At 59.4% G+C, this 18027-nt stretch carries 12 protein-coding genes; 2 read left to right on the forward strand and 10 right to left on the reverse strand.

The genetic code is table 11. From position 1 onward, the window contains the following. Positions 1 to 139: 139 nt before the first annotated feature. The 4 genes from V5E99_RS00365 to V5E99_RS00380 all read right to left on the reverse strand — a co-directional run bounded on the left by V5E99_RS00365 (position 140) and on the right by V5E99_RS00380 (position 7476). The gene (locus tag V5E99_RS00365; protein WP_499800048.1) at positions 140 to 1918 is read right to left on the reverse strand and encodes an acyl-CoA dehydrogenase C-terminal domain-containing protein; all 1779 of its coding nucleotides are present in this window, start codon (positions 1916 to 1918) and stop codon (positions 140 to 142) included. A gap of 252 nt (positions 1919 to 2170) precedes the next feature. Beyond that, a complete protein-coding gene (locus V5E99_RS00370; RefSeq protein ID WP_499800050.1) occupies positions 2171 to 3967 on the reverse strand; it encodes an acyl-CoA dehydrogenase C-terminal domain-containing protein in 1797 nt (598 codons plus the stop codon). Positions 3968 to 4057: 90 nt separating this feature from the next. After that, positions 4058 to 5344, reverse strand: a complete 1287-nt coding sequence (locus V5E99_RS00375; RefSeq protein ID WP_499800052.1) for a GGDEF domain-containing protein — start codon at positions 5342 to 5344, stop codon at positions 4058 to 4060. 203 nt (positions 5345 to 5547) lie between these two features. Continuing rightward, a complete protein-coding gene (locus tag V5E99_RS00380; RefSeq protein WP_499800054.1) occupies positions 5548 to 7476 on the reverse strand; it encodes a cytochrome-c peroxidase in 1929 nt (642 codons plus the stop codon). A gap of 1331 nt (positions 7477 to 8807) precedes the next feature. Between V5E99_RS00380 and V5E99_RS00385 the strand changes: the two genes are divergently transcribed. Continuing rightward, positions 8808 to 10562: a hypothetical protein gene (locus tag V5E99_RS00385; RefSeq protein WP_499800056.1), complete on the forward strand. Its 1755-nt coding sequence runs from the start codon at positions 8808 to 8810 to the stop codon at positions 10560 to 10562. An 84-nt stretch (positions 10563 to 10646) separates the two neighbouring features. Here V5E99_RS00385 and V5E99_RS00390 read toward each other — a convergent pair whose 3' ends face one another. Then, a complete protein-coding gene (locus tag V5E99_RS00390; protein ID WP_499800058.1) occupies positions 10647 to 12452 on the reverse strand; it encodes a phenylacyl-CoA dehydrogenase in 1806 nt (601 codons plus the stop codon). 317 nt (positions 12453 to 12769) lie between these two features. Between V5E99_RS00390 and V5E99_RS00395 the strand changes: the two genes are divergently transcribed. After that, positions 12770 to 14023 carry a hypothetical protein gene (locus V5E99_RS00395; RefSeq protein ID WP_499800060.1) on the forward strand — a complete coding sequence of 418 codons (1254 nt, stop codon included), beginning with the start codon at positions 12770 to 12772 and terminating at the stop codon, positions 14021 to 14023. Positions 14024 to 14112: 89 nt separating this feature from the next. Here the strand turns inward: V5E99_RS00395 and V5E99_RS00400 are convergent, their stop codons facing one another. From V5E99_RS00400 to bioF, 5 genes are all read right to left on the reverse strand, one after another. After that, on the reverse strand, positions 14113 to 14409 hold the full coding sequence (locus tag V5E99_RS00400; protein WP_201198285.1) for a pyrroloquinoline quinone biosynthesis protein PqqE: 297 nt from the start codon (positions 14407 to 14409) through the stop codon (positions 14113 to 14115). Positions 14410 to 14518: 109 nt separating this feature from the next. Next, positions 14519 to 15199 carry a dethiobiotin synthase gene (gene bioD / locus V5E99_RS00405; protein ID WP_499800062.1) on the reverse strand — a complete coding sequence of 227 codons (681 nt, stop codon included), beginning with the start codon at positions 15197 to 15199 and terminating at the stop codon, positions 14519 to 14521. Then, positions 15196 to 16008, reverse strand: a complete 813-nt coding sequence (gene bioC / locus V5E99_RS00410) for a malonyl-ACP O-methyltransferase BioC (RefSeq protein ID WP_499800063.1) — start codon at positions 16006 to 16008, stop codon at positions 15196 to 15198. Before bioC ends, bioD begins: the two co-directional genes overlap by 4 nt. Then, entirely contained in the window at positions 16001 to 16732 is a 732-nt protein-coding gene (locus V5E99_RS00415) for an alpha/beta fold hydrolase (RefSeq protein ID WP_499800065.1), read from the reverse strand. The genes bioC and V5E99_RS00415 overlap by 8 nt, the downstream gene beginning before the upstream one ends. Continuing rightward, positions 16725 to 17903 (reverse strand): 8-amino-7-oxononanoate synthase, encoded by a 1179-nt coding sequence (gene bioF, locus V5E99_RS00420; RefSeq protein WP_499800067.1) that lies wholly within the window; start codon positions 17901 to 17903, stop codon positions 16725 to 16727. Before bioF ends, V5E99_RS00415 begins: the two co-directional genes overlap by 8 nt. Between the last annotated feature and the right edge of the window lie 124 nt (positions 17904 to 18027).

Raw genomic sequence — 18027 nt, forward strand, 5'->3', positions numbered from 1 at the left:
AGAATCCTACGTGTCCGTGTTGTTGCTTTGCGCTTCCTGCGCGACGTCCATGTGAAGTAGATTAGCTCTGGATCCAATCCGCGCCTATGGGAGAACAGCAGCACGTTATGTAAGAGATTGCTTACATGACGTTACAAGGTCAGAACTGCGATGCGTCCAGCAGGAACAGCGACTCGCTACCCGCCTTCACCGACGCGCTCAACGAGTGAATCCGTGGCAGCAGACGGGCGAAATAGAACCGCGCCGTACCCAGTTTGCTCGCGTAGAAATCATCCTGCGCTTCTTTGCCGAAAGCAGCCTTGGCCATCAGTGCCCACATGTAGGCGTAGGAAACGTATCCAAATACTTGCAGATACTCGACCGACGCCGCGCCGATTTCATTCGGGTTGTTTTTCGCCCGGTCCAGCAGCCATGCGGTCAGTTCATCGAGGGTGGTCACCGCGTCGTTCAACGGCTTGGTGAACTCCGCCAGGTCAGCACTGGCGGTCGCGGTGAAATGACGGATCTCATCAGCGAACAGGTTGTAGAACGCACCGCCGCTGCCCACGATCTTGCGCCCGACCAGATCCAGCGCCTGAATGCCGTTGGTGCCTTCGTAGATCTGGGTGATGCGCACGTCGCGAACCAGTTGTTCCTGGCCCCACTCACGGATGTAGCCGTGGCCGCCGAACACTTGCTGGCCGTGCACGGTGGTTTCCAGGCCCAGATCGGTCAGGAATGCCTTGGCCACCGGGGTCAACAACGCCACCAGATCTTCCGCGCGTTTGCGGGTGGTCGGGTCTTCGCTGAACTTGGCGGTGTCCAGTTGCATCGCCACGTAAGTGGAGAACGCACGGCCGCCTTCGTTCGAGGCTTTCATGGTCAGCAGCATGCGACGCACGTCGGGGTGGACGATGATCGGGTCTGCGACTTTGTCTTTGTTCTGCGCGCCGGTCGGCGAACGGCTTTGCAGGCGATCGCGGGCGTATTCGACGGCGTTCTGGTACGAGCGCTCGCCCGTGGCCAGGCCCTGGATGCCCACACCCAGACGCTCGTAGTTCATCATGGTGAACATCGCCGCCAGGCCTTTGTTCGGCTCGCCGACCAGGTAACCCACGGCTTCGTCGAAGTTCATCACACACGTCGCGGACGCCTGGATACCCATCTTGTGTTCGATCGAACCGCAGTTCGCCGGGTTGCGCGCGCCCAGGCTGCCATCGGCATTGACCATGAACTTCGGCACCAGGAACAGCGAAATGCCTTTCGGGCCCGCCGGCGCGTCCGGCAGTTTGGCCAGCACCAGGTGAATGATGTTTTCGGTCAGGTCGTGTTCGCCACCGGTGATGAAGATCTTGGTGCCGCTGACTTTGTAGGAACCGTCGGCCTGAGGTTCAGCCTTGGTGCGGATGATCCCCAGGTCTGTACCGGCGTGCGGTTCGGTCAGGCACATGGAACCGGCCCAGACACCGGCGTACATGTTTGGCAGGTACGCAGCTTTCAGCTCATCGCTGGCGTGGGCGTTGATCGACAGGCAGGCGCCGGCGGTCAGCATCGGGTACAGACCGAACGACAGGCTGGCGGAGTTGACCATTTCTTCGACCTGGGCCGAAACGGCCTTGGGCATGCCCATGCCGCCGTAGGCCGGATCGCCACCGACGCCGACCCAACCACCTTCGGCGTAAGTCTGATAAGCCTGTGGGAAACCTGCCGGCGTGGTGACGGCACCGTCCGCCCAATGGCAACCTTCTTCGTCAGCCGCACGGCTCAGGGGCGCGATGCTTTTACTGGTGACCTTGCCGGCTTCTTCGAGAATGGCTTCGACGGTTTCGGCATCGACGGTATCGGCCAGTGCCGGCAGCTCGGCCCAGAGTTTGGCGACCTCGAAAACTTCATTGAGGACGAAGCGCATATCGCGCAGGGGCGCTTTGTAGTCAGCCATGGCAAACCTCGCAAGATCTAAACAGGTGATTCGTAGGAGTGGTGCTTTCGTTGGGCCCGAGTGTAACCCAACAACTTTTACGACACATAGGGTCAGCTCATGACCGATTTGTAATTTTTAGTCATTGATGTGCGCCTGGTAAAACGCAATCGCGGGCAAGCCTCGCTCCTACAGGTCTTCGGCGTACGCAAACTTCGCGAACGACACCAGACCTGTAGGAGCGAGGCTTGCCCGCGAAGCTCTTAAATATAATTAAAGCGCAAACAACTCCGCCGGCAACTTCATCAGGCAATCACTCCCGGCCTCGATTGCCGCCCGATGAGCGGCGGTGCGCGGCAGCAGACGCTTGAAGTAGAACTCGCACGTCGCCAGTTTGCCCTGGCAGTAATCCCCATCGCCGCTGCCCGCGTCCAACTGTGCTTGAGCCACCAGCGCCATACGCAGCCACAGATAGCCAAGGATGATGTAACCGCTGTACATCAAGTAATCCACCGACGCAGCGCCCACTTCATCCGGGTTCTTCATTGCCGCCATGCCGATCTGCGTGGTCACTTCGCCCCACTGCTGATTCAAGCCGTTGAGCTGGGCGACGAAGCGGCCGAGTTGCGGATGCTCGGTATTCGCCGCGCAGAACTTATGAACGATTTTGGTAAAGCCTCGCAGCAATTTCCCCTGACTGCCGAGGACTTTTCGCCCCAGCAGGTCCAGCGCCTGAATGCCGTTGGTGCCCTCGTAGATCGGCGCAATCCGGCAATCGCGTACCAACTGCTCCATGCCCCACTCGCGGATAAAGCCGTGGCCGCCAAACACCTGCATGCCGTGGTTGGTCACTTCCAGGCCGGTATCGGTCATGAACGCTTTGCAGATCGGCGTCAGGAACGCCAACAGGTCCTCGGCCTCCTGCCGGGCGGCTTGATCCGGGCTCAGATGGGCGGCGTCCAGCAATTGCGCGGTGAAATAGGTCAGTGCGCGATTGCCTTCGTTGAAGGCCTTCATGGTCAGCAACATCCGTCGTACGTCGGGGTGGACGATGATCGGGTCGGCGGCTTTTTCCGGGGCTTTGGGCCCGGTCAACGAACGCATTTGCAGGCGATCGTTGGCGTATTTGATTGCGCCCTGGAAACTCGCCTCTCCCAGACACAACCCCTGCATGCCGGTGCCCAGCCGTGCGTGGTTCATCATGGTGAACATGCAGTTCAGGCCCTTGTTGGCTTCGCCGATCAGGAAGCCCTTGGCGTCATCAAAATTCAGCACGCAGGTGGCCGAGGCCTTGATGCCCATTTTGTGTTCGATGGAGCCACAGGAAACACCATTGCGCTCGCCCGCGTCACCTGCGTCGTTGGGTAGGAATTTGGGAACGATGAACAGCGAAATGCCCTTGGTCCCGGCCGGCGCATCCGGCAGTTTGGCCAACACCAGATGAATGATGTTGTCGCTCATGTCGTGCTCGCCGGCGGAGATGAAAATCTTGCTGCCGGTGATCCCGTAGCTGCCGTCAGCCTGGGGTACCGCGCGGGTTTTGATGAGGCCCAGGTCGGTGCCGCAATGGGCTTCGGTCAGGCACATGGTGCCGGTCCATTGGCCGGCAGTGAGTTTGCTCAGGTAGGTCTGCTTTTGTTCTTCGGTGCCATGGGCGTGGATCGCCGACATCGCGCCGTGGGTCAGGCCGGGGTACATGCCCCAGGAGGTGTTGCTGGAACCGACCATTTCGCTGATCACCAGGCCCAGTGAGCTCGGCAGCCCCTGGCCGCCGTAAACCGGATCGGCCGCCAGTCCATGCCAGCCGCCCTCAACATACTGTGCGAAGGCTTGCTTGAAGCCTGTAGGCGTTGTCACCACGCCGTTGTCGAAATGGCAGCCTTCCTCGTCGCCGCTGCGATTGAGCGGGGCGAGCACGTTTTCACAGAATTTCGCACCTTCCTCGAGGATCGCATTGACCATGTCCGGGCTGGCATCCGTGGCGCCCAGCGCGGCGTAGTTGCTATGGAAATCGAAGACGTGGTCGATCAGGAAGCGCATGTCGCGCAGGGGAGCTTTGTACTCAGGCATGGTCGTTTCTCCGGCAGCAGATGCTTCAAACCTACTGCCGCGTCCCACGCCTCACAATCACAGTCCAGACGCTGAATGCGCCATCATCACTCAACCCGCAGCGCCGTCCATGCGCACCGCGCCACGGCGACTTTGGCCGAACGCCACCACGCAGTTGCGCCCGGCACCCTTGGCACTGTAGAGCGCCTCGTCGGCGGACTTGAGCACTTGTTCAGGGGTGCGCTGCTCCAGCCGTTCGGCGACGCCGATACTGACCGTGACCGATACGCTCGAAGCACCGGCACCGGCTCGGCGCTGGCGACCTTGCTGGTCGTCCTGGGGACGGTCCGGATTGCGCAGTTGAATGTTGTAGGACGCAATCGACTCGCGGATGACTTCCAGGTGCGGCATGCACTCTTCCAGCGTCTTGCCCGCGAACACCAAGGCAAATTCCTCGCCGCCGTAGCGATACGCCCTACCGCCACCGCTGATTTTCGACAGTTTGCTGGCAACCAGTCGCAGCACCTGATCGCCGACATCGTGGCCGTGGGTGTCGTTGAATTTCTTGAAGTGATCGACGTCGCTCATGGCCAGCACGTAATTGCGCCCGAGCCGCTGCATGCGTTCGTTCAATGCACGGCGACCCGGCAGGCCGGTGAGTTCGTCGCGGAAGGCCATTTGATAGGCTTCGTGGGCCACCGCCGCCGCAATCATCAACATCACCTGGCTGCACATGATGTTCAGGGTGAACGGCAGGATGAAGGTTTTCGGCAACATCCAGAACAATCCCAACAGGCCCACCAATTGCGCGGCGTGCAGGGGTCGTGGGTTACGCCAGTATTGCCAGGTCAGCAGCACGAACGAGGCGATGAACACCGGGTAGGACAACTGAATCAGGCTCATCCACGCACCGTGCAACGCCGGCCAGCGGATCTCCGACAGCCACATCAGCAGCGCCTGTGGGTAACTTTGCTCCAGGCCCAGCGCCACACTGCCGAACGCCAGCAACACGGCGAAACGCGCCACCATGTCCTGAAACAGGTGCGTGCGCTCCTGCCACGCGGCGAACAGGCCGAACAGCAGCGGCAGCAACAGGCAACAGAGGTGAAAGACCACGGCCGCGTCTTCGCGCACCTTGCCGTTGTCGCGGTAATAGTCGGTTTGGGTGTCGAGCAGGAAGTAGGCGATGTACACCGTGACCATCAGAAACAGTTCGCGCTGACGTCGGTAAACCGCGCAGTACGCACCGCCGAGCAGCAGCACCAACGTAGGCAACACGTTGAACAGCGACGTGAAGAAAACGTTGAGATCCTTGATGTACGCAGCCGAAAGCCCCGCAAGCAACAACAGCAGCGAGGGCAAAAAATGGCTGAAACGTACAGCGGAAGAACGCGGCAAGGGTAAAGCTCCGACCCGGCGAAACAATTGATGGCATTGTGCCTGCAATGCGCACAATTAAGCACACGAATTGTGATTCAGGTCACGTGAACGTCTCTTTAACGGCAGAAATGCTGACTTTCTGAGGGCGTTTGCGAGGTTTTTTAATGACAGCAAAACCTGTGGCGCGGGAGCTTGCTCCCGCGCCACAGCTATTGAGCATTTCAAAGGTCGTTGTAGAACGGCTGCAAGGGCCCCTCGGTGGCGGCGCGTCCTTCGGCGCCGACGGGTTTGAGGGCAATCGGCGCATCGAGGGCCTGGCGAGTCGTGATCTTCGGACTGGCCGGCCGCACCGTGACGGCGTTTTCATCACCGACGTGACCTTGTGGAATGACCAGCGACGGATGATCGAACGGCGCCTGTTCCCAGGCAACGCGCGGATCGGTCAGCCCGACTTCCATGAATTTGACCAGCGCATCCACTTCATCAGGGGTCAGGTTCAGCGCGGTCATGTCCGGATCGAGGTTCGAGGCGTTGTGTTGATTGGCCGACGGATGTTCGAAGCCACTGGTGTTGCTCGCGTCTTCACCGCGCCGGTCGCCGCCACGGTTGTAGAACTCCATGACCTGCTTGAGCGTCGCCCGGCTGCCGTTGTGGAAATACGGCCCGGTCAGCGCGATGTTACGCAGCGTTGGCGTCTTAAAGGCGCCATCGACGGAGTCGCGGAAACCGACATTGGGCTTGAGCGTCGCATCACACGGCAGCGCCGCACTCAAGGGCATTTCGAACGTGCAGACATCGACATCGAACGGGTCAGGCACCTTCCCGCCCTGCAACACGGTGTTGTACTGACGGGTGAAGGACAGCGGGTTGCCCCAGGCGTCCGAGCCACCGAGCGCCAAGTCTTCCGACGTCGGGCGCACACCGGTGTTGTAGAAACCGTTGTCATAGAGCGTGGTGAGGTTGTCCGCCATCAACATGCGTTCAATGCGCTCACGGGGCTGGAACAACAAGCGGCTGCCGGCGTTGGTCAACTCCGCCCCGCCATGGCAACTGACGCATTTGCCCTTGCCGAGGAACAGGTTCATGCCCTCGACCTGCTGGGCATTCATGGCCTGATGATTACCCTGCAAATAGGCATCCAGCGGGGCCTGGTCGGAGATCAAAGTCGATTCGTACATCTGGATCGCCAGCCCGAAGAACAAGGGGAAATTCGCCTCGATCTGGCTATACGGCGCATCGCCCAGCAACACCTGTTGCGTGGCATTCCACAGCCGCGGCTGGAACGCAGCCTTGACCAGTTCACGGTAAGTCGGCCGGCGTGCGCCAGACACCGAGGCCAGCACCGAGTCGGTGGAGGAAATCCGTTGTTGCTTGAGCATCAGCGTGTCGAGCATGCGTCGGCCGATATCGGCAAAGGTGCGCCCGCCGCAGGACATTTCCACCGGGCTGCCGGGAGGTCCCACGGCTTGCGAGGCGGCGGAAGCATCCTTGAGGGCCAGGCGCACTTTCGTTGCTACGCCGCTGCGATCGCTGGTGACGAAAATCCCGGCATCCGGATCGCGGTTACCGAACGGCGAGAAGCCGTTGAAAATGTTGTTCGCCCGGCCGTCCCAGAAATTGCGCACGTTGAACGCGGCGTTAATCACGGTCGGCGCGTTACGCCCGGTGCTGCGCCGGACATTGATGCCGCCCACCTGGAAAATCCCGTCCGGCTGCGCCGTGCACTTGTCGAAACGCGCTTGATGCGGCTTGACGAAGTTGGCGTCGAACACGCCTTGGGAGCCGATCACGTCGTCGGTGGAATAGAGAATCGGCGAATTGCGATCCAGCGGATCGGCCAGCACATGGGTCGGGAAGTCGGCTTTCTTCAACGTGTAGTTCGGGCCACCCTTGCCACCGGACTTGGTCAGGTAGGAAGCGACATCCCCCGGGATGTCAGAGGCGACAAACGGCTTGTTGAAGATCGACGAGACGTTGGCATTGGTGTTCGCCTGACCGGGGTTGATCTGGTTGGTGATCCGGTGGTCGACCCCTGCGTGGAAGTGGCAGGAAGCGCACGCCGTGGAGCCGTCGCTGCCGATCTCCATGTCCCAGAACAACGCCTTGCCCAGCAGGATCGCCGCCGAACGGTTGAGGACGTAATCGGTCATCAGATCAACCTTGCGCCCGCCTTCCGTTCCGGAGGGGTCGGGAGGTGTCATGCCGTGCAACGACTGCAAGCTGGGAACATCCGGCACGGGTGTGACGACCTCTGGCGCGGATGCCGCGACAGCACTCTCCCAAGCCAGACTGACAGCGATCAGACCACCCGCGATCGAGCAGGCCCAGCGGATAATACGAAGGATGCTCAAGGACTTCACCATGATGACATTCTCGATTCAGTACGGAGTAGCCAGGCTCCGGGATTATCCTGTTACGAGAGGAACTCATCACCATGATTCTTGCCGCACGCACGACTCAATACACCAACTGTAAGTTGGCTGATGCGAAACGAGGCCTAACTGGCAAAGTACTCTCTTGGCTCAGGCTTAATTGAAACGTTGTTTGGTCGCACCGCGAGGCGCGCTTAATTCAACTCTAGCTGTAACAAATAATTTCAACAGGAAAAATTCAATATTTTTTATCTCGAACGACTAGCGCTTCAGACAAAAACCATCGATCGGAAAAATCTTCGGCGACAACTACAAAAGCAGCCCTCAATCGTGGTGAACTTCCCCCCCACTTTTGGGCGCCATTCCCCACCCGCCATCATAGAATTTAAATAAATCCTTATTTTTCATGATTTTAAAATCTTAAATTACAACCAAAAAGTTTGGCAAAGTAATTGCTACCTCATACTGCGTAATGCAATCAGCGCGGCTTGCGGCGCTAAACAACTGACTGACAAGAATCATCCTTCATTAAAACAATGGTCGTGCGCCAGTTGCACTGCGCGAGCTATTGTTTTTATTTAATACCCGTCCGAAAACAATTTTATTTCTATCACCACGATACTTTCTGCTTGCCATGCGCCCATTATTAAGAGTATCTATAGACAACATTTCTCATTCATGTATTTTAACCATTAATTACCCGACGGGGACTTAGTTCAGCACTCCCAAACATGGGCATATATACCCCCCTACTTCGGTGCCAAGCCTATAGATATCGTTTTATGCAAAACAACACCATCAGCGCAGCCCGCATTTCTTGCAGGCTAACGACCGCTTGTGCCAATCAGGCACGACTACTGCTTTGCACATTTCAGGCTCAAGGAAATGTCTCTCGCGATTGTGTCCGGAACCGGCCAACGCAACACCGCTTGAATGCATCTGAAGGCTGAGTGTCAGGCACATCGCAATCGTGCTCAGGCCCTTGCCCTCTGGATCGAGCCCCAACTCGACGCTTATGCCTTGCATCTTCACTGCGCAGGATTCAGCGCACTGGCAAGTCGGCGGGTCGATTGGCCGGCAACAGGTCCCGCAAGATTGTGGAGAGAACCATGAGCTTATCCAAACACGCAAAAGCGCTGGCAATAGCGCCGTTCCACAAGCGACTCAACGGCATCTCAGGTCACCACGCACTGCTGGCCGGCGCTGTCGCCGTCGCACTCGCCATTGGCGGCGCAGGTCATGCACTTGCCCAGGGCGGCGGGACGGCCAAGCCTGTCAAAGGCGCACCCGCGCCGTTCTCGACACCCACGTTGCCGAATCCGGTGTTCACCAATCCGGATGCGATCCATGGCTTTGCCGTTACGGGTTTTATCCAGAGCATGACCCTGGACCCTACCAACGCGAACTGCCCCGGCACAACCGATCCTGGCCGGTTTGGGGGGACCGTCCAACTGAACGGCGTCACGATTACCGTCCCTTGCAATACCGTTTTGCAAATGCCGGCCAATACCCTGACCTGGGCGGATTTTGTCAGGGGCGGGTCGCTGGCGCTCAATAAAGGACCGACTTCATACCCCTCGTTCGAGATCCATGTGGTGGGCAATACCGTCTCTAACAAGCAAATCGCCGGGCTGATCTATGTCTCGCAGCAGGCGGCAAATGCCGGCAGCGGCTACATCACCCGGATCGACTACACCAACGGCAACCTCGAAGTTGACAGCGGTAACCCTCTGCAACCGACGATCATCCAGATCAACGACCCAAGCGGACGCTTTGGCCGCGCCCAAAGCCCCGACCCTCGCTTTTCCGTCGATGACGCCAACCCGACGATCCACGCCGCCACCGGCTACCCGATGTGCGTGCCGCGTACCATTTCCGGGGACGATGCGCTCTGCCCTCAGAAAAACCGGCCTAAGGTCGTAACCCCGACCACCACGAACAACTGCCGCAACTTCAGCCAGGCCGGCGTGACCCCTCCGGCCAGCGGAGAGCTTTCCCCTCCGGTTCTGGGTCAGATTTATTGCAGTCAGTTCGTCATGAAGCGATTCAGCGATGCGTCGCGCACAGCAACCGACCCCGACCCGATGCAACAGGCACCGTTCGAAGTCGGCGACTTCATCAGCTACGCAGGCACGCTGTTCAAATCAGCCACGGCGGGCACCCCGGACTTCATCTCTGCCCACACGATTGAGGCCAACATCGGGATCTACACCCAGCCCGGAACGCAACCCAGCTACCTGGCCATCGGGGAGTTCGGTATCGGTACCGCCGACCCTGCGGCAACGGCCATCAACGGAGTAGCGCAGGAGACGCAGGACCGGATTTTCCTGGAAGCATCGACCACCGACGTGAAAACACCGGTCGACATCTATCTGATCGATGTCAATCCATCGACGGGCGTACAGACCAATCGCTGGGTGGCACCTTATGAGATGACCGGTGAATGCAACCCTGCACAGGCCCTTCCAGCCAGTTGCTTTGGTGTCTCAGGTGGCATCACCAGCCAGAACGTCGGCCCTCAACCACAACGTGCCAGGATTCGCGCGACCAAGGCGCCGACCGGGCTTCTCAGCCAGCCGACCCGCACCTTGCGCGTTGTTGCGCGCTCACTTTGCGTTCCACAGTTGAGCGCCTCGCAGACCGCCGTGGACAGTTGCATTCAAAATGCCAGTCGGTTGACGGTGGCCAATGGTCTGATCGCCGGGCAGTACGTGGCGCCAGTGTTTGAGTTCATCTTTCCGGAAGGCGTAAAGCCTGGCGACCCGGTGGTCCCGAACGACTTCTGGCACCTGCCGTTCCTGCGCAACGGGGAAGGCGCGGGCACCCCGACCGGCGTCGGCCCGTTGGACCCGACGCCTTGGTAGGCCAGGCCTGAAGCCTGGGCAAGAAGCAAAAAAAAGCCGCCGCTCCCGAAGGAGCGGCGGCTCTTTTTAGAACTGCGCGAAGGCTTAGTAGCCCAGTGCGAAGTCTTCTTCTTTCATGTCCATCAGGTTGTTGGCGCCCGACAGCATGGTCACAACGTGAGTGCGGGTACGCGGCAGGATGCGCTGGAAGTAGAAGCGCGCGGTCTGCAGCTTGGCGGTGTAGAACGCGGTTTCGGTGGTGCCGGCAGCCAGTTTCTCGGCAGCCAGACGCGCCATGTCAGCCCAGAAGTAAGCGAGGCAGGCGTAACCGGAATACATCAGGTAATCCACCGACGCGGCGCCGACTTCTTCGCGATCTTTCATGGCGGCCATACCGACCTTCATGGTCAGCTCGCCCCATTCCTTGTTCAGCGCAGCCAAAGGCTCGACGAACTCTTTGACCGCTTCGTTGCCTTCGTTGGTCTGGCAGAACTTGTGGACGATCTTGGTGAAGCCTTTCAGGGCCTCGCCTTGGGTCATCAACACTTTACGGCCCAGCAGGTCGAGTGCCTGGATACCGGTGGTGCCTTCGTACAGCATCGAAATGCGGCTGTCGCGAACGTTCTGCTCCATGCCCCACTCGGCGATGAAACCGTGACCGCCGTAGATTTGCACGCCGTGGTTAGCGGATTCAAAACCGACTTCGGTCATGAAGGCTTTGGCGATCGGCGTCATGAAGGCCAGCAGTGCGTCGGCTTTCTTCTTCTCTTCTTCGTCCACGCCGTACTTGACGATGTCGACCAGTTTGGCGGTGAAGTACACCATCGCACGGTTGCCTTCGGCGAATGCCTTCATGGTCAACAGCATGCGACGTACGTCAGGGTGCACGATGATCGGGTCAGCGGCTTTTTCCGGCGCTTTCGGGCCAGTCAGGGAGCGCATTTGCAGGCGATCGCGAGCGTATTTCAGGCCGCCCTGGAAACCGATTTCGGCGTGGGCCAGGCCTTGCAGCGCGGTACCCAGGCGAGCGGTGTTCATAAAGGTGAACATGCAGTTCAGGCCTTTGTTCGCCGGGCCGATCAGGAAACCGGTGGCCCCGTCGAAGTTCATCACGCAAGTGGCGTTACCGTGGATGCCCATTTTGTGTTCCAGGGAACCGCAGGTCACAGCGTTGCGAGCACCGATCGAACCGTCCGCGTTCGGCATGAACTTTGGAACGATGAACAGCGAGATGCCTTTGGTGCCAGCCGGTGCGTCCGGCAGGCGGGCCAGCACGATGTGGACGATGTTGTCGGCCATGTCGTGTTCACCGGCCGAGATGAAGATCTTGGTGCCGGAGACTTTGTAGGAACCGTCGGCCTGAGGTTCAGCCTTGGTGCGCAACATGCCCAGGTCGGTGCCGCAGTGCGGTTCGGTCAGGCACATGGTACCGGTCCATTCGCCGGACACCAGTTTGGTCAGGTAAGCCTCTTGCTGCTCAGGCGTGCCGTGCTCGGAAATGGTGTTCATCGCGCCGTGGGACAGGCCTGGGTACATGCCCCACGACCAGTTGGCTTCGCCAACCATTTCGCTCACGGCCAGACCCAGAGACTCCGGCAGGCCTTGGCCGCCGTGCTCTACGTCGTGAGCCAGGCTTGGCCAGCCGCCTTCAACGAATTGCTTGTAGGCTTCTTTAAAGCCCGTCGGGGTTTTAACGCCGGACTCGCTCCAGGTGCAGCCCTCGGTGTCACCCACGCGGTTCAGCGGAGCCAGCACCTGCTCACAAAACTTGGCGCCTTCTTCGAGAATGGCATCAACCATGTCCGGAGTTGCGTCTGCGCAAGCCGGAAGGCTCGAATAGTGCGCTTCGTAGCCGAGCAGCTCGTCACGAACGAAGCGAATATCACGCAAGGGGGCCTTGTAGTCAGGCATAGCGATAAACCTCTGCTGATGTAACCGGGAATGAACGACCGCGTTGATTTGTTGTGACGGTCAAACAGTTGTTTGAAACATACGTTTACGCCCAAATCTTGTCAAGCATCCATCCTTTGCCGTTCGTCATGCACAGGCTTTCGATTCACGGAAAGGACCCGCTTTTGGCTCTTTAAGCATGTTTTTTGGCTTCCAAGGAATGTTGAACTGTCAGTTCTCACAGGTTCGGATTTTCTGCACAACCTATGTAATGACTATAGCTGCCGCGCCTACAGGCCATGGTGGTCTGCAGAAAGGCCTATCGCAGGAGAAACGATATGGAAGTTAAATCCAGTGACAACCGTCAGCCTCGAATTCCGGGTGATCTCGACCGTACCTTTGCCAACGGCGGTCGCATCGAGATCAGCGAAAGAGGCACCGCAAACGCAATCACCTCTGACCAGGATGGCAATTTGTTTCTTGTCTCGCAGATTGGCGACCACTTCCGCTTGTCCCGTTACTTTGTCGACGGGACGAAAGATGAATTGTTCGTGGAAACGACCTGGAACTTCGAAGATGACGACCAATCCAGGCCGATACGCGTATTGCTACAAGATGGAAAAATCCTGGTCATCGGTGAATCACTCAAAGCCGGAGTACTGAGACCCGCCGTCGCACGCTTCAATGCCAGCGGCAGTCCTGACCTGGTATTTGGTCGAAGAGTCATCAGGACGGGGCCAGAAGATGCAACACCCAGCGCATTTAGCTACAAGTTCGTAGATGGCTGCCTGCAAAAAGACCAAAAGATACTTCTATCAGCCACCTACACACTTCAATTCGGAGGTCCGTTGTCCAGGCTGTTCCGCCTGCTGGCCTCCGGAGAGCCCGATAATGACTTTGGTGAAGGCCAGGGCTTTATCGATATCAAGCTCCACGACCGTAATAGCTTTGCCAACGATGTTCAGATCCAAAGCGATGGCCGCATTATCGTCGCGGGCAGTTGGAGATATGACGGCGAACAGCAACAAACACGGACCGTGGCTCGTTACACGGTTGAAGGCGTTCTGGACAATACCTTTGGTCAGGCCGGTTATGCCGACATTGTCGTGCCCGATGAGCCATTAGAGAAATCGCAAATTGCGGAGCTGCTTCTGGACGATATCGTGAGTCGGGTAGTCGTCCAGGATGACGACAAAATCATTATCGCCGGCTATGCAAAAGGCTCTGACGGTCTTAGAAAAGGGCTACTTGCCAGACTGGAGCGCGACGGTGATATCGATAAAGCCTTCAACCAAGGCAAACCATTACTCATCTCCCGTTCATTAAACGATCTGGCCTTCCAATCTCTGGCAATTCAACCAGACGGCAAAATTGTGGCCGTTGGCAGAGGCATCATGGCGGGCACGACCATGGAGCTATATGAGCGAGTTAGCGAAAACGGAGAACGAGAGGAGTTCTGGGCGGGCCACAGTGCCGGTGACTGCACTGATGTGACGATACAGCCACAAGGGCGAGTTGTTATTTCGGGCAGTTCCGGGGCGGCCATGGTCGGCACCCGTTATCCAAGAGTGTGGGGGCGTCAGGGGGGGTGATTTAATTATTTGCCACGTAAATTGCGATCAATGGTCACGCGCCAGTGATCGCAAGTTTTAAAGGATTTTGTTTGTCGCTCGATCAATGATCAAGCGTAGGTATCAATCAACGTCCCCAGCATTTCATCGGATGCCTTGGCGACTTTCGCGCCGAGCTCAACCTGAAACTTGCCCTGGGACATCTCGACCATGTTGCTGGCCAGGTCGGATTGCTGGCTGCGGTCTACCGAACGCAGACGATCAACCTGTGCTTCGGAGGATTGGCTCTTCTCCGAACGATCGATGGTGGTGTTGGCAATCTGGCCGGCGGCCTGATCGACACGGTTCTGCCCGGTCTGAATAGTGCTCAGACCGGCATAAAAAGCGGTGCTACCTGAGATTTCCATGGGAGAACTCGTCCTTATGAAGGATCAACAGCGGCCATTGAAGCAGACGCGCCGTGAAAACACCCGACAAAAACACTAATGGCACAGTGCCTTGTCATAGCCAAAAACATTAATCGAGCAGATCCAGTTGCAGATGCTCAGCCACCGCCTCCGCCGTCACCGACTTGAGTTTCGGCACTCGCCCCAGGCACGGCGCGGGTATCCGCTCGGCCAGCGTGGCGAGGTTTTCCTCCAGCCGCGATGTCTTGGGCTCGATGATATTGGCCACCCATCCCGCCAATTGCAGCCCATCGTTGGCAATTGCTTCAGCCGTCAGCAACGCATGATTGATACAGCCCAACCGCACGCCGACCACCAGAATCACCGGCAAATCCAGGGCCATCGCCAAGTCTGACAAATTATCCTGATCCGCCAGCGGCACGCGCCAGCCACCGGCGCCTTCGATCAGCGTGAAGTCTGCATTCAGCTCCAGAATCTCGCGCATTGGCGTCAGCAAGGACTGCACCGTCAACGCAACACCCGCCTCCCGGGCCGCCAGATGCGGGGCAATCGCCGGTTCGAACGCCACCGGGTTGACCTGTGCATACGTCAGCGGCACCGAGCACTCGGCCAGCAACGCCAGCGCGTCGGCATTACGCAGACCTTTGGGCGTCACTTCGCAGCCGGACGCTACCGGTTTACCCGCCGCCGTGCTTAAACCTGCCAACCGCGCCGCATGCAGCAACCCGGCGGCGATGGTGGTCTTGCCGACATCAGTGTCGGTACCGGTAATGAAATAGGCTGCGCTCATAAGGGTTTCTCCAACACGGCATAAACCACTTGATAAGTCGCCGGCAGTCCCTGTGCCTGACGATACCGCTCATACGCCTCGATCAAGCCGAGGACTCGCGCCCGGCCGGTCAAACCGCCCGGCCGACCCGGGTTCAGGTTATGCGCGCCCAACGCCTTCAATTCATGGGTCAGGCTGCGCACATCCGGGTAATGCAACACCTGTGGACGGGTTTGCAGGCTGACGACCTTCAAGCCACTGGCCGCGCTCAACTGTTGATACGTACCGAACTCGCGGAAACGGTTGACGTGCACCAGGCCATCCACCTGACGCCAACTGTCGCGCAATTCGTACAGCGTGCCGACACACAGACTAGCAAACGCGAAAATACCGCCCGGTTTCAGTGCACGAGAGGCCTCACTGAGCACCGAGGCAAAGTCCGAACACCACTGCACCGCGAGGCTGGAAAAGATCAGGTCGCAGGTCGAATCCTTCAGCGGTAAGCGCTCGGCATCCCCGGCGATGAAATGCGTAGCGCCGCCCAACGGCCGGGCGTGATTGAGCATGCCCTCGGCGATATCCAGCGCGACGCCGTGCCCCTCAGGGAAACGCTCGGCCAACGCGCGACTGAAATACCCGGTGCCGCAGCCCAGGTCCAGCCAACGCTCAGGCGAAAAAACCTGCGGCAAACGACTCAACAGCTCATTGCCCACATCCCGTTGCAACTCGGCCACGCTGTCGTAGCTGGCCGCCGCACGGGAAAAGGAAGCGGCCACCTGACGCTTGTCGGGCAAACCGCCGGGCAGTGGGGGAAGGGATAAATCAGTCATCACCGGACTCATGCAAAAAGGCCTGGATCGCCCCCGCCACACCGTGGGGGTCTTCCAGAAGAAACGCGTGGCTGGCCTGCTCGATCAGGCCGATTTCGACATCCGGCAGCAAGGCCAGCAACTCCCCCGCCGCTTCGGCCGGGACCAACCCGTCGAGGCCGGCGAACAGATGCAGTTGCGGGCCACGAAACGCCTGCAAGGCCTGACGAGTATCCAGTTGCGCGAGCACTTCCAGACCGGCCATCAACACCGGGGGCGAGGTATTCGGCGCGCCACCAAGCAGCAATCGCGATAACCCGCGCGGGTCCTCGGCACCTTGGGCACAGAGCAGCGAAAAACGTTTCAAGGTCATGCGCGGATCGGCAGCGCAGCCCGACAGGAACGCATCGAAGGTCTCGCCGGGCATCGCGCTCGGCCATTGCTCATGGGCCACGAACGAAGGATTACTCGCCAGGGTCAGCAAACCGCAGCAGCGATCGCCGCGCCGCGCCGCCAACTCGGAGGCGAGCATGCCGCCCAACGACCAACCACCGAGCCAGGCATCCTGGGGCAAGGTCGAATCGAGTTCGTCGAGCCACTCCTCCAGATCCCCCGATTCCAGTTCCGGCAACGGCTCGATCTCGACCCGCAAGTGTTCATCCAGCCCTAGCAAAGCAGCCGCCAACGGCTCCAGCGGCGAAATCCCCAGGCCCCAACCGGGCAGCAGAATCAGACGATCACGCATGGCTTGGCTCCGGTCCCAGTTGTGCAAAACAGTCGGCCAGTCCATTTAACAATAGCTGCACCTGCGCCTCGCTGTGGGCGGCGGTCAGGGTCACCCGCAGGCGCGCGCTGCCGGCCGGCACGGTGGGCGGGCGGATCGCGGTGACCATCAGGCCGCGCTCGCGCAGCATTTGCGACAGGCGTACGGCGCGGCCGGCATCGCCGATCATGATCGGCTGGATCGGGGTGAAGCTGTCCATGAGTTCCAGACCGATCTGTTCGGCGCCTCGACGAAATTGACGGATCAGCACATTAAGGTGCTCGCGCCGCCAATGCTCGCTGCGCAGTAATTCGAGACTTTTCAGGGTCGCGCAGGCCAGGGCTGGCGGTTGGCTGGTGGTGTAGATGTACGGGCGGGCGAACTGGATCAGGCTTTCGACCAACTCCTCGCTGCCCGCCACAAACGCCCCGGCCGTGCCGAACGCCTTGCCGAGGGTGCCGACCAACACCGGCACATCCTCCTGGCTCAAGCCGAAATGCTCGACGATCCCGCCGCCATTCGCGCCCAGCGGACCAAAGCCGTGAGCGTCATCCACCATCAGCCACGCGCCTTTGGCCTTGGCTTCCCGGGCCAGCGCCGGCAGGTCGGCGATATCGCCATCCATGCTGAACACGCCGTCGGTGACCACCAGCGTATTGCCCGTGGCTTTCTCAAGACGCTTGGCCAGGCTCTCGGCGTCGTTGTGCAGATAACGATTGAACCGCGCACCGGACAACAAACCGGCATCCAGCAACGAAGCGTGATTGAGCCGGTCTTCCAGCACCGTATCGCCCTGCCCGATCAACGCCGTGACCGCGCCGAGGTTGGCCATGTAACCGGTGGTGAACAGCAGCGCACGCGGCCGGCCGGTGAGGTCTGCCAAGGCTTCTTCCAGCGCGTGATGCGGGCTGCTATGGCCAATGACCAAATGCGATGCCCCGCCGCCGACGCCCCAACGCGCCGCACCGGCACGCCAGGCTTCGATCACTTGCGGGTGATTGGCCAGGCCCAGGTAGTCGTTGTTACAGAACGCCAGCAACGGCTGGCCGTCGACCACCACTTCCGGGCCTTGAGGGCTGTCGAGCAGTGGGCGATGGCGATAGAGATTTTCGGCACGACGGGCAGCAAGGCGCGCGCTGAGATCGAAAGACATGCAGACCTCGCGGGTCAGGAAAAGACACATCTCCTGTAGGAGCGAGGCTTGCCCGCGAAGGCATCACCGCGGTCAGACAGACCAGGGTGTCTCATTCGCGGGCAAGCCTCGCTCCTACAGGACG

The organism is Janthinobacterium sp. LPB2021202312-11-4, from assembly GCF_037049705.1.
Classification (GTDB): Bacteria; Pseudomonadota; Gammaproteobacteria; order Pseudomonadales; family Pseudomonadaceae; genus Aquipseudomonas.